This is a genomic window from Pelagibacterium lentulum, from assembly GCF_003992625.1.
Classification (GTDB): domain Bacteria; phylum Pseudomonadota; class Alphaproteobacteria; order Rhizobiales; family Devosiaceae; genus Pelagibacterium; species Pelagibacterium lentulum.
Window position 1 is genome coordinate 52,991 of record NZ_RZMW01000009.1, and the last position, 12,122, is coordinate 65,112.

Consider the following 12,122-nt stretch of genomic DNA (forward strand, 5'->3'; position numbering starts at 1 on the left):
CTATTGCAGCCGGTCATGGGCAAGGGCTTCGGTATGCCCCTTGGTGCCCATGATCCAGCCAATAACTTCGTTACGCGACGTGTCGGTCAGCGGCGCCTCGGCAAAATTCGTGCCCTGATAGAGCGCCATCACCCGGTCGCAGCAGTAAAAGATGTCATCCATCCGATGCGAAATGATGATGACGGCAACGCCGTGATCCTTGAGGCGCCTGATGAGATCGAGCACCTTGCCCACTTCCTTGATCGCCAGCGCTGCGGTCGGCTCGTCCATGATGACGACGCGGGCATGAAAGGCGGTCGCGCGCGCGATCGCCACCGCCTGGCGCTGACCGCCCGAGAGATCTTCGGTATTCTGATCGACCGACTTGACGTGAATATGGAGGTTGTCGAGATGCTCGGCGGCCATTTCGCGCGCTTTGTTGTGATCGACAAACGTGATGGGGCCGAGTTTTCTGCCCGGCTCGCGACCGAGATAAATGTTTTCGTAAATGGCCATGTTTCCGGCGAGCGCGAAGTCCTGATAGACCATCTCGATGCCCTTGAGCCGCGCATCTTTGGGACTGGAAAAGCTGACCGGCTGGCCTTCAAAAACCAGTTCGCCCTCGGACGGCTTATAAAGCCCGGACAGGATTTTCATCAGGGTCGATTTGCCCGCCCCATTGTCACCGACAACGCCGAGAACCTCACCTGCTCCAACGTGAAAATTGACGTCGTGAAGGGCCGTGATCGCACCAAAATACTTGGCAATTCCACGGGCCTCCAGCAGCGGCGCCGCAGACGCCGTAGCCGATTGTGCCATAACTCCTCCCCTTGTGCTGTGCATCAATAATGGAATAATTGGTGCATCACACTTTCTAGTGGAATTTTTATTCCATTTTTGCATTATGGCGTCAAGCAGGAAATCGGAATGTCGGGCCGTTTCGGTGCCAGAAACCGCAAAAGCGCAACCCACCGGGGGAAAGAGCGTCATAAGGATAGCAGCGGCCGGGCGATGGAGGATAAGATAGATGAAGACAAAATGGTTCGGGGCAAGACAGTGAGCAACAAGGATTTGATCGAGGCGCCGCCCCGCGACTTTGCAGCGCTGCGTGACATGGTGGTCGAGCGCTGGGAAGTTATGCCCAAGCGGCTGACCCAGGTTGCACAATATGCGCTGCATAACCCTGATGAGGTGGCGTTTGGCACGGCAGCCTCAATTGCGGCCAAGGCCGATGTCCAGCCTTCGACGCTTGTGCGATTTGCCCAGACGCTCGGCTATCAGGGCTTTTCCGACCTTCAGGATGTCTTTCGCTCCCGGCTCAAGGACCGGGTGCTCAATTATGACGAGCGGTTGGCGCAATTGCGCGAACACGGGCTGGGTCATTCCCGCCCTTCGACCATTCTGGAAGGCTTTGCGCAGGCCTCGATCCAGTCGCTTTCGGGCCTTACTGAAAAGCACGACCCGGACGTGATGGAACGGGCGGTCAATCTTCTAGCGGGGGCGGAAACGATCTATCTCATCGGATTGCGCAGGTCTTTTCCAGTGACATCGTATATGGCCTATGGGCTGGGCAAACTGGGCGTGCGCAATATTCTTGTCGATGCGGTTGCAGGGCTGGCTCTCGAGCAGACGAGCTTTATTTCCGAGCGCGATGCAGCGCTGGCGATCAGTTTTACGCCCTATGCCAGCGAAACCGTGGCATTGACCAGCACGGCCAAAGACAACGGCGCAAAGATCGTTGCAATTACAGACTCGCTATTTTCGCCGCTGGCATCGCTATCCGATTGCTGGTTTGAAGTCGCCGAGGCCGATTTCGAGGGCTTCCGCTCCATGAGTGCAACGCTGGCCCTCGCTATGGCCCTGACCGTTGCCATTGCCGACAAGCGCGAGAATGGGTGATGGAGAGTTTGTCGCCGCGACTTCAGGCCGTTGTGGATGCGCTACCGCTGGCACAAGGCTTGCGGGTATTGGAGATCGGCTGCGGTCCCGGCGCAATGGCGCGGGCGATAGCCAACCGGATCGGGGATGGTTATGTGCTCGCGATCGACCGTTCAGCCAAAGCGGTAGAACAAGCCCGACAAGTGTCAGGGACCGAAATTGTCCAAGGACGTATGAGCGTGTTGCAATGTGCGGCCGAAGATTTTGTACTGCCCGAGGGCATATTGCCCTTCGATCTGGCTGTCGCTATCCGCGTCGGCGCGCTTGACGGGCGGCACCCCGAAGCTGGGGTGAAGGTACGCAAGGCAATCAAGGCCGCGCTCAAACCCGACGCAAAGCTCTATATCGACGGCGGCAATCCGCTGCTTGAGATTGCGCTTTAGTCCTGACACTCACCCAAGCGCGTCTTGAATTCGCCCGCGATCTGATCGAGCGTGATCGCTGAAAATTGCTCCAGAATACGCCGCTCTGCTTCTTCCAACGACGTCCTGAGACGGTCGTTGACCGCCTGTTCTATAACGCATCGCGGATCGTCCTGAGCCAAGCCTAGCGCAATAAGCGGCGGCTCGCCTAACGCCACATAGACATCACGCATAGTAATTTCCGACAAGGGGCGCGCCAGAATCCAACCTCCATTATGGCCTTTCTCAGACCTGAGGTAACCGGCATCGCGCAGTCCTGCCATGGTGCGACGCACAACCACCGGATTGGTGTTGAGCATGCGCGCAATGACTTCCGATGTGGCCGCGCCCTCATAGTGGTCCATATGAATCAGCACATGAAGCATGCGCGAAAGCCTGCTGTCGTGGGGCATGGCAACGCCCTTCCCGGATAGTGTTGACGTCCTCTGCTACCACCTGGGAACGACTCTCGCAACATTTAGTGTTGCAAGAAAATGATCTTCGCATTATCACGTAACTTATAAAGTTACCTATGAAGCGCAAGCAGTGGAGTTGACGATGGACGGGCAGCATTTCGATGTGATTGTGGTGGGTGGCAACTTTGCCGGACTTTCGGCGGCCATGCAGCTTGCGCGGGCGCGGCGCACGGTTCTGGTTCTCGACGATGGCAAGCCGCGCAATCGTTTCGCAGCAACCTCGCATGGCTTTTTCGGGCAGGATGGCCGTGCACCCCTTGCGATGATGGACGAGGCCTCCCGGCAGCTTCTTGCCTATCCCAGCGTCACCAAATTGGGGGAACGCGCCATCGCGGCACGCAAGGACGGTGCGCAGTTCATCATTGAGACCGAAGGTGGTACGGCACTACGCGGGGCCCGGGTGATCCTTGCGACGGGGGTCAAGGACATACTGCCTGAAATGGACGGTTTGGCGGAGCGCTGGGGCAGAAGTGTTTTGCACTGCCCCTATTGCCATGGCTACGAAATCGGCCACAAACCGCTTGGCGTTCTGGCAACAGGGAAGAATTCGATCCATCAGGCGATGGTTGTTTCCCAATGGGGGGCGCTGACCTATTTCACGCAAGGCCAATTCGCGCCCGATGCCGAAGAACGCGCCACGCTGGAGGGGTACGGCATTGTGATAGAGAACAGCCCGATTGTAGAATTGCTGGGCGCTTCGCCGGCACTGGATGGCGTTCGGCTTGCCGATGGCCGCGTGATCTCGCTTGCCGCGCTTTTTGTCGCCAGCCGCATTGAAATGACGTCGCCGCTGGCGGCGCAACTGGGATGCGCAATGGCTGACGGCCCGCAGGGTCCGATTATCCAGGTCGATGATTTCAAGCAAACAAGCGTTCAGCACGTCTTTGCAGCCGGCGATGTGTCAAGCCCAATGAGCAATGCGATGCTGTCAGCGGCTTCGGGCACAATGGCTGGCCTTGCAGCGCATCGCTCGCTGTTCATGGCCTAGTGTCGAGCGTGAGAAAGAGGTCGTAAATGCCCGCTCTTCCCGTTATGGAAGCGCGATGGAAAAGACCAACACATTTGAAATTTTTCTGGTTTGCGCGCCTGGGCTGGAAGCAGCGCTTTGCGATGAGGCACGGGAAAAGGGCTTTGCCGCGCCCAAGGCTGAAATAGGTGGCGTGACCATCGCAGGCCGTTGGCCCGATGTCTGGCGCGCCAATCTCGAACTGCGCGGCGCCGCGCGGGTTCTGGCGCGGTTTGCCACCTTTCGGGCCATGCACTTGGCGCAGTTGGATAAGCGCGCCCGCAAGATCGATTGGGGGTCGGTTCTGCGCGCCGATGTGCCGGTCAAGGTCGAGGCAAGCTGCAAGCGCTCGCGGATTTATCATGCGGGCGCGGCAAGCCAGCGCATTGGAACGGCGATCAACGAGGAACTTGGGGCACCGGTTTCCGAGCGTGCAGAACTGATCGTCAAGGCCCGGATCGAAAACGATCTGGTGACGCTTTCCGTCGATACGTCTGGAGAAGGGCTACACAAGCGCGGGTACAAGGAAGCGGTCAACAAGGCGCCAATGCGCGAAACGCTGGCCGCGCTGTTTTTGCGCCAATGCGGCTATGACGGCTCCGAACCGGTGGTCGATCCCATGTGTGGATCTGGCACTTTCGTGATTGAGGCGGCTGAAATCGCAGCCGGGCTGATGCCGGGGCGCGGGCGCAGCTTTGCCTTCGAGCAGCTTTCGACCTTTAACGAGACGCAATGGCAGAAACTACGGGCGGGCCACAAGCCCGTGGCGCCCGAAATTGCCTTTTACGGCAGCGATCGCGATCCCGGCGCGGTGCGTATGAGTGACGAAAACGCAGAGCGGGCCGGTGTTGCGGGCTTCACCCGTTTTGCCCAACTCAAAATCAATGATCTGCGCGCGCCGGAAGGGCCAAAGGGCCTCGTGATCGTCAACCCGCCCTACGGCACGCGGCTGGGCAATAAAAAGCAGCTTTTCCCGGTTTATGCGGCGCTGGGCGCGGTGCTCAAGGAGGGGTTTTCCGGCTGGCGGGTAGGGCTGATAACCAGCGACCCGCAGCTTGCGAAAGCAACGGGGCTGCCGTTTGGCGCGCCCCTGCCCTCCGTGGACAATAGCGGGCTGCGCATCACGCTTTATCGCACTGACGCGCTGCCCTGAGTTCTATCAGATGACCTTTACAGCCTGTCCGGTTTTGAGGCTTTCGCTGGCCGCTTCGGCGAGCTTTTGCGCCATCAGTCCATCGTAGCCGGATGCACGAGGGGCTTCGCCTTTATCGAGGAAATCCAGGAACTTATGGATCTCCGCAGTATATGCCGCCTGATAGCGCTCGATGAAGGAAAAGGGGATCGCGTCTTCGGTCCAGCCGTTTTGATTGGCGAGTTCAACCGTGGTGTTGTGGATATTGGCAGCGCGGAGCAGGCCTTTTGAGCCATGCACCTCGATGCGCTGGTCGTGACCATAGGTGGCGCGGCGCGAATTGGTGATGACGACGATCTTGCCCGAGGCGGTCTGCATCTGGACGCTTGCGGTATCGATGTCGCCTGCCTTGCCGATTTCCGGGTCGGTCATGACCCCGCCAAGCGCGTGAACAATAACGGGTTCTTCATCGCCCAGAAGGAAGCGGGCCATGTCGAAATCGTGGATCATCATATCGCGGTACAGCCCGCCCGAACGCTCGATATAAGATACCGGCGGCGCCGATGGATCGCGGCAGGTGATGGTGATGATTTCAGGATCGCCGATTTCGCCCGCACGCAGGCGCTTTTCGAGAAAAGCGAAGTTCGGATCATAGCGACGATGAAAACCGATCATCAGGGGAACACCCGCGTTTTCAACAACTTGCAGGCATTGCTCGATCCGCTCGACTGAAAGAGAAACTGGCTTTTCGCACAGGATCGCCTTGCCCGCTTTCGCGGCGTCTTCGATCAGATCGGCATGGGTATCGGTGGGGGTCGCAATCAGGATGGCATCGACATCGGACGCAGTGACAACCTCTTGAACTGAAGCGGTTTTTGCCCCCACGGCGTCAGCCAGGCCTTGCGCGGCCTCGGGCATCGCATCGGCGATGTAGCCGACATTTGCCCGGCCCGACGCAGCGATGGCGCGCGCGTGGACATTGCCGATCCGCCCTGCCCCCAAAATACCGAAACGCAGCATGAACTTTCTCCTCATTACGTACCCGCTGACGGGCAGAATCTCTTTCCTAGAGCCGTTCAGCGCTTCTTTGAATCGCTGAACGAACTCTCTAAGCCTTCGTTTGTCGCGTTTCCCAACCGAATAAATGGAGTCCACTTATTCTGGAAACACTCCTGACGCAAAGCTCCGCGTAGTTTTTGTCGATTTTGCGCTGGAATACCACGCCTAATACGAAGTTTCGCCAGCCGCTTTTTTAACAGCAGGCGATGCGAATGCAATCATAAATATGGAACAAACATTCTGAATTGACAGATTTCAGAATTGATGTTTCATTTGCGTGAGGCTACAAGGGCGACATCCGTTCGTCCAAAAAGATCATTCACGGGAGAGTGCCAGACATGGCTGCGCAAGGCGAGACGCTCGACGTCATCACGATTGGCCGCGCCTCGGTTGACCTTTACGGTCAGCAGATCGGCAGCCGCCTTGAGGACGTCACCAGTTTCGCCAAATCGGTGGGGGGATGCCCCGCCAATATCGCAATCGGCACGGCACGGCTGGGGCTGAAATCGGCATGGCTGGGACGCGTGGGCGATGAGCAGTTCGGGCGGTTTATTTACGAGCAGATGGCGCGCGAGGGCGCTTCCACAAAAGGGGTGATCTTCGATCCCGAACGGCTGACGGCGCTGGCCATTCTGGCGGTCGAGGACGACAAGACTTTTCCGCTGATCTTTTACCGGGAAAACTGCGCCGACATGGCGCTTTCCGAAGGCGATATTTCCGGGGAGATGATTGCCAGCGCCAAGGCGATCCTGGTTTCCGGCACCCATTTTTCACGCGAGAACACGGCCCGCGCGCAAGACAAGGCCATGGCGCTCGCCAAGGCCAATGGCAAGCGGGTGGTTTTCGACATCGATTATCGCCCCAACCTCTGGGGGCTGGCCGGGCACGCGGCGGGGGAAGAGCGCTATATCGCGTCCGACACCGTGTCCGAGCAGCTCAAAAAGGTCCTGCCCCAATGCGATTTGATCGTTGGCACTGAAGAAGAAATATTGATCGGCTCAGGCGAGAGCGATCTGCTATCCGCGCTGAGAGTGATCCGGTCCCTGTCCTCCGCCGTGATCGTTCTCAAGCGCGGCCCCATGGGCTGCATTGTTTATCCCGATGCGATTTCGGACGATCTGGAAGACGGGATCGTTGGGCAGGGATTTCCCATCGAAGTCTATAATACGCTTGGGGCTGGCGATGCCTTCATGAGCGGGTTTTTGCGCGGCTGGTTGCGCGACGAACCGCTTGCAACCTGCGCCACATGGGCCAATGCCTGCGGGGCCTTTGCCGTGTCGCGGCTCCTGTGTTCGCCGGAAATCCCCAGCTTTGCCGAGCTGGAATTTTTCCTGAAAAATGGCAGCCCGCATACGGCATTGCGCAAGGACGAGGCGATCAATCATGTCCATTGGGCAACCACGGCACGCCGCCGCAACTATCCAACTCTGATGGCGCTGGCGATAGATCACCGCAGCCAGCTTGAAGACCTTGCCAACCGGTTCGGCGCCGATAGCGCAAAGATCGGCGCGTTCAAGGCGCTGGCGGTCAAGGCCGCGGAAAAGATAGCCGATGGCCGGGACGGCTATGGCATGCTGATTGATGACAAGTTCGGGCGCCATGCGCTGTTTGCAGCGTCGAAAAACGAGAAATTCTGGATTGCCAAGCCGGTGGAACTGCCCGGATCACGCCCCCTGCGGTTCGAGTTTTCGCAAGATATTGGCAGCCAGCTTGTCGAATGGCCGGTGGATCATTGCATCAAGTGTCTGTGCTTTTATCACCCGGATGACGATCCCGCACTCAAGGCCGAGCAGGGCGAAAAGCTGCGCGCGCTTTACGATGCAGCGCGCAAGGTCGGGCGGGAATTGCTGGTCGAGATCATTGCGGGCAAACATGGGTCGCTGGAAAGCGATACCATTGCGCGAGCTTTGACCGAACTTTACGATCTCGGCATCAAACCAGACTGGTGGAAACTCGAACCGCAGACATCACCAGCGGCATGGCAGGCAATAGAAGATGCAATTGCCCAGCACGATCCCTATTGCCGGGGTATTGTGCTGTTGGGGCTGGAAGCGCCAGCGGATGAACTGAAAGCCGCTTTTGCGGCAGCCAAGGTGTCACCGATGGTCAAGGGCTTTGCCGTTGGCAGGACAATCTTTGCAAGTGCTGCAGAAAAGTGGTTGGCTGGCAAAATCGACGATGCGGCCGCGATAAACGATATGGCAGAACGGTTCGGCGCGCTATGCGCGGCGTGGGAGAAAGCATAGAAATTCCCTTCGCCGGGCGCTTTGCGCCACCTTCTCGCATCATGGGAGAAGGGAATGAATAGCAGCCGCATGAACCCGGCGGCACAATCAACAGGATCGCGAAAAATGACCGGAACGATCAGGCTCACAATGGCACAGGCGGTTGCCCGCTATCTGGCAGCGCAAATGACAATTGTCGATGGCGAGAAGATGCCGATTTTCGGTGGGGTCTGGGCCATTTTCGGGCATGGCAATGTGGCCGGGATGGGGGAAGCGCTTTACGCGATTCGCGATAAGCTGCCGACCTATCGCGCCCATAACGAGCAAGGCATGGCCCATGCAGCGATTGCCTATACCAAGGCCAGTTTCCGGCGGCGGATGATGGCCTGCACGACCTCAATCGGACCGGGTGCCACCAATATGGTGACGGCGGCGGCGCTGGCGCATGTGAACCGGTTGCCCCTGCTGCTATTGCCTGGCGATGTGTTTGCCAACCGGCGGCCCGATCCGGTTTTGCAACAGGTCGAGGATTTTGCCGACGGCACCGTTTCGGCCAATGATTGCTTTCGCCCCGTTTCGCGCTATTTCGACCGCATCACCCGGCCCGAGCAGATCATGCCGGCCTTGCGCCGCGCCATGCAGGTTCTGACAGATCCCGCCGATTGCGGGCCAGTGACGCTGGCACTGTGTCAGGATACGCAGGCAGAGGCCTATGATTATCCCGCCGCCTTTTTTGACGAAAAGGTATGGGCGCCCCGTCGGGTGCGGCCCGATGAGGATGAGTTGAGCCGGGCGATCGATACGCTGATGACGGCGGACAAGCCGGTTATCATCGCCGGTGGTGGCGTGCTTTATTCAGAAGCGACAGAAACGCTGAAACGCTTTGCCGAAGCCCATGAGATTCCGATTGTCGAGACCCAAGCCGGAAAGTCGGCCCTGCCCCATTCCCATCGGCTCAATATGGGATCAGTCGGCGTGACCGGCACAAGCGCCTCGAACGGGCTGGCCGAGGAAGCCGACGTTATCCTGGCCGTTGGCACACGGCTACAGGATTTCACCACCGGCTCTTGGGCCTTGTTTAAGAACCCTGCCGTCGAATTCATCGGGCTCAACACACAGATTTTCGACGCAGGCAAACATAACGCTCTGCCGCTTGTTGCCGACGCAAAGGCGGGGCTGGACGCGCTGAGCGCGGGGCTCAAAAACTGGAAAGCGCGCGGCGAGTGGGTGATGGAGGCCGAGGAACTCAAGATCGGCTGGCTCAAAGATGCCGATTCCGCCACCGCGCCCACCAATGTGCAATATCCATCCGACGCGCAGGTTATCGGTGCCGTGCAGCGCGAACTAGGCGAACATGCGGTGGTCGTTTGCGCGGCGGGCGGGCTGCCAGGTGAATTGCACAAGCTGTGGCAGCCGGCTGCGCCGGGCAATTACCATCTCGAATACGGCTTTTCCTGCATGGGATACGAGATCGCGGGCGGGCTGGGCGTCAAGCTGGCGCGACCGGATGACGAGGTTGTCGTCATGGTCGGTGATGGCAGCTACATGATGCTCAATTCCGAGCTTGCGACATCGGTTATGATGGGAGCGAAGCTGACCATCGTGCTTCTGGACAATCGCGGTTACGGCTGCATCAACCGGTTGCAGATGGGCACCGGCGGAGCGAACTTCAACAACCTATTCCGCGACACCTATCACGAGGAAATGCCCCAGATCGATTTTGCCGCCCATGCGGCATCCATGGGCGCCCATGCGGAAAAGGTGGCGTCGATTGCCGAGCTGGAAGCCGCACTTGGCAATGCGAAAAAGCGCGACCGCACCAGCGTTATCGTGATCGATACTGATCCGCTGATCACCACTGAGGCCGGCGGACATTGGTGGGATGTGGCGGTGCCGGAAGTATCCGAACGTGCGGAGGTGCGCGAAAAACGCGCCGAATATGAGAAATTAATCAAGGGGCAGCGGATCGGGTAGGAGGCTCACTTCCCTTCCCCCCTTGCGGGAGAAGGTGGGCTTTCGCGCAAGCGAAAGGTCGGATGAGGGTCTCTTTGCAAGCGCCCTTTTGCCTCCTCACCCCGAGCCCCTCGCCTGCAAGGGGAGAGGGGCGCGACAGACCCGATGCCGCGCATGAACAGACACTGACTCGAACAATGGAACCACACAGAAAATGATCCGTATCGGTGCAAATCCAATCGGCTGGTCCAATGATGACATGATCGAACTTGGCGGCGAGACCCCGCTGGAGGTCTGTCTTGCCGAAGCAAAGGAAGCCGGGTTTACCGGCATGGAACTGGGCAACAAGTTTCCCCGGCAAGCCGAAGCGCTGCGGCCCATATTGGAGCAACACGGCCATGGATTGGTTTCGGGCTGGTACTCGACCGAATTGCTGGTGCGCGATGTCGATGCCGAGCTTGAAGCGGCAAAAGGGCACGCAACGCTTTTACGCGATATGGGCGCGAAGGTGATGATCGTTTGCGAAACGTCCAACGCCATTCATGGGGCGATGGACACGCCGCTTTCGGCCCGGTCCGTTCTGCCCCATGAGGTATGGGCGCGGTTCGGCATGCGGCTGACGCAATTCGCGCTCAAGCTCAAGCAGGATTACGGGCTGACGCTGGTTTATCACCATCACATGGGAACGATCGTGCAGACCGAAGCTGAGATCGACAGGCTGATGGCTTCGACCGGTGACGCCGTGCAACTCTTGCTCGATACCGGTCACATCTTCTGGGGTGGCGGCAATCCGGCGCGGGTAGCGCGCAATTACAAATCGCGCATCGCCCATGTCCATACCAAGGACGTGCGGCCCGATGTGATGCAGAAGTCGAACGGGCAGGATTGGTCGTTTCTCAAGTCGGTGCTTGAGGGCGTTTATACGGTACCCGGCGATGGTGGGGTCGATTTCCCCACCGTTTTTGCCGAACTCAAAGGCTATGAAGGCTGGGTAATCGTCGAGGCCGAGCAGGACCCGGCAAAGGCCAATCCTCTGCAATATGCCAAGATGGGATACGAAAATCTGACGCGGTATCTGACCGATGCCGGGTTTGAGATCGCGCAATAATTAGAGACGGAGGAACACCATGTCCAAACTGCTCGTCAAGCCATCGGGGGAAACCGGCAAGGTGATTTCCGTAACCCCGGAAAGCGCCGGCTGGACCTATGTGGGGTTCGATGTCCATAAACTGGCTGCGGGGCAAAGCGTCGCCGCTCAGACAGGCAAACGGGAAATCTGCCTGGTTTTCGTTTCGGGTAAAGGCAAGGTTTCAGCCGGTGGCGTGGATCTCGGTGAATTGGGCGGGCGCACGAGCCCGTTCGATGGAGCACCCTATGCGGTCTATGTGCCAGGCAATGGCGATTGGCAGGTTGAGGCCACCACCCCACTGGAGTTGGCAGTGTGTTCGGCCCCCGCCGTTTCCGAGGGCAAGGCCGTGCGTGTCATCACACCCGATGAGATGGGACAGGAAACGCGCGGCAAGGGCACCAATGTGCGCCATGTCACCAATATCCTGCCCGAGACCGATCCAACCGCGGATTCTCTGCTGGTGGTGGAGGTGATTACGCCGGGCGGACACACATCTTCATACCCGCCCCACAAGCACGACGCAGACAACCTGCCCCACGAATCCCTGCTTGAAGAAACCTATTATCACCGGTTGAACCCCGCCCAGGGTTATGGCTTTCAGCGCGTCTATACCGATGATCGGTCGCTCGATGAGACCATGCTGATCGAAGACGGCGTGACCACACTGGTGCCAAAGGGCTATCACCCCTGTGCAGCCATCCACGGCTACGACCTTTATTATCTCAATGTCATGGCCGGGCCGAAAAGGATCTGGAAGTTCCACAACCAGAAAGAGCACGAGTGGCTTCTGGGCGCGTAAGCGCATGGAGCAATGTGTCAAATAG

At 58.6% G+C, this 12,122-nt stretch carries 11 protein-coding genes; 8 read left to right on the forward strand and 3 right to left on the reverse strand.

Translation table 11 applies throughout. The annotated features are described in order from the left end of the window. Entirely contained in the window at positions 1 to 798 is a 798-nt protein-coding gene (locus tag EO133_RS03540; protein ID WP_127071299.1) for an ATP-binding cassette domain-containing protein, read from the reverse strand. Between the two features lie 219 nt (positions 799 to 1,017). On the opposite strand from EO133_RS03540, the gene EO133_RS03545 reads away from it, so the two are divergent. Continuing rightward, the gene (locus EO133_RS03545) at positions 1,018 to 1,878 is read left to right on the forward strand and encodes a MurR/RpiR family transcriptional regulator (protein WP_127071335.1); all 861 of its coding nucleotides are present in this window, start codon (positions 1,018 to 1,020) and stop codon (positions 1,876 to 1,878) included. Then, the gene (locus EO133_RS03550) at positions 1,875 to 2,300 is read left to right on the forward strand and encodes an SAM-dependent methyltransferase (RefSeq protein ID WP_127071300.1); all 426 of its coding nucleotides are present in this window, start codon (positions 1,875 to 1,877) and stop codon (positions 2,298 to 2,300) included. Before EO133_RS03545 ends, EO133_RS03550 begins: the two co-directional genes overlap by 4 nt. Here EO133_RS03550 and EO133_RS03555 read toward each other — a convergent pair. After that, positions 2,297 to 2,731, reverse strand: a complete 435-nt coding sequence (locus EO133_RS03555; RefSeq protein ID WP_127071301.1) for an Rrf2 family transcriptional regulator — start codon at positions 2,729 to 2,731, stop codon at positions 2,297 to 2,299. The genes EO133_RS03550 and EO133_RS03555 overlap by 4 nt on opposite strands. Before the next feature lie 145 nt (positions 2,732 to 2,876). On the opposite strand from EO133_RS03555, the gene EO133_RS03560 reads away from it, so the two are divergent. Further along, the gene (locus tag EO133_RS03560) at positions 2,877 to 3,782 is read left to right on the forward strand and encodes an NAD(P)/FAD-dependent oxidoreductase (RefSeq protein WP_127071302.1); all 906 of its coding nucleotides are present in this window, start codon (positions 2,877 to 2,879) and stop codon (positions 3,780 to 3,782) included. Between the two features lie 55 nt (positions 3,783 to 3,837). Beyond that, complete coding sequence (locus EO133_RS03565; protein ID WP_127071303.1) at positions 3,838 to 4,953, forward strand: THUMP domain-containing class I SAM-dependent RNA methyltransferase; 1,116 nt, start codon at positions 3,838 to 3,840, stop codon at positions 4,951 to 4,953. A gap of 6 nt (positions 4,954 to 4,959) precedes the next feature. Here EO133_RS03565 and iolG read toward each other — a convergent pair whose 3' ends face one another. Further along, the gene (iolG, locus tag EO133_RS03570; RefSeq protein WP_127071304.1) at positions 4,960 to 5,952 is read right to left on the reverse strand and encodes an inositol 2-dehydrogenase; all 993 of its coding nucleotides are present in this window, start codon (positions 5,950 to 5,952) and stop codon (positions 4,960 to 4,962) included. A gap of 377 nt (positions 5,953 to 6,329) precedes the next feature. Here iolG and EO133_RS03575 point away from each other — a divergent pair, with 377 nt between their 5' ends. The 4 genes from EO133_RS03575 (at position 6,330) to iolB (ending at position 12,097) form a co-directional block, all read left to right on the forward strand. Continuing rightward, positions 6,330 to 8,237 carry a bifunctional 5-dehydro-2-deoxygluconokinase/5-dehydro-2-deoxyphosphogluconate aldolase gene (locus EO133_RS03575; RefSeq protein WP_127071305.1) on the forward strand — a complete coding sequence of 636 codons (1,908 nt, stop codon included), beginning with the start codon at positions 6,330 to 6,332 and terminating at the stop codon, positions 8,235 to 8,237. 105 nt (positions 8,238 to 8,342) lie between these two features. After that, a complete protein-coding gene (gene iolD, locus EO133_RS03580; protein WP_127071336.1) occupies positions 8,343 to 10,190 on the forward strand; it encodes a 3D-(3,5/4)-trihydroxycyclohexane-1,2-dione acylhydrolase (decyclizing) in 1,848 nt (615 codons plus the stop codon). 193 nt (positions 10,191 to 10,383) lie between these two features. Continuing rightward, on the forward strand, positions 10,384 to 11,277 hold the full coding sequence (gene iolE / locus EO133_RS03585) for a myo-inosose-2 dehydratase (RefSeq protein WP_127071306.1): 894 nt from the start codon (positions 10,384 to 10,386) through the stop codon (positions 11,275 to 11,277). 19 nt (positions 11,278 to 11,296) lie between these two features. Next, positions 11,297 to 12,097, forward strand: coding sequence for a 5-deoxy-glucuronate isomerase (iolB, locus tag EO133_RS03590; protein ID WP_127071307.1), 801 nt, complete (start codon positions 11,297 to 11,299; stop codon positions 12,095 to 12,097). Positions 12,098 to 12,122 lie beyond the last annotated feature (25 nt).

What these genes read in the sequence shown, in the direction of transcription:
- EO133_RS03540 (WP_127071299.1), bottom strand. Translation starts at nt 798, where the DNA reads ATGGCACAATCGGCTACGGCGTCTGCGGCGCCGCTGCTGGAGGCCCGT.
- EO133_RS03545 (WP_127071335.1), top strand. Translation starts at nt 1,018, where the DNA reads ATGGTTCGGGGCAAGACAGTGAGCAACAAGGATTTGATCGAGGCGCCG.
- EO133_RS03555 (WP_127071301.1), bottom strand. Translation starts at nt 2,731, where the DNA reads ATGCCCCACGACAGCAGGCTTTCGCGCATGCTTCATGTGCTGATTCAT.
- EO133_RS03560 (WP_127071302.1), top strand. Translation starts at nt 2,877, where the DNA reads ATGGACGGGCAGCATTTCGATGTGATTGTGGTGGGTGGCAACTTTGCC.
- EO133_RS03565 (WP_127071303.1), top strand. Translation starts at nt 3,838, where the DNA reads ATGGAAAAGACCAACACATTTGAAATTTTTCTGGTTTGCGCGCCTGGG.
- iolG (WP_127071304.1), bottom strand. Translation starts at nt 5,952, where the DNA reads ATGCTGCGTTTCGGTATTTTGGGGGCAGGGCGGATCGGCAATGTCCAC.
- EO133_RS03575 (WP_127071305.1), top strand. Translation starts at nt 6,330, where the DNA reads ATGGCTGCGCAAGGCGAGACGCTCGACGTCATCACGATTGGCCGCGCC.
- iolD (WP_127071336.1), top strand. Translation starts at nt 8,343, where the DNA reads ATGACCGGAACGATCAGGCTCACAATGGCACAGGCGGTTGCCCGCTAT.
- iolE (WP_127071306.1), top strand. Translation starts at nt 10,384, where the DNA reads ATGATCCGTATCGGTGCAAATCCAATCGGCTGGTCCAATGATGACATG.
- iolB (WP_127071307.1), top strand. Translation starts at nt 11,297, where the DNA reads ATGTCCAAACTGCTCGTCAAGCCATCGGGGGAAACCGGCAAGGTGATT.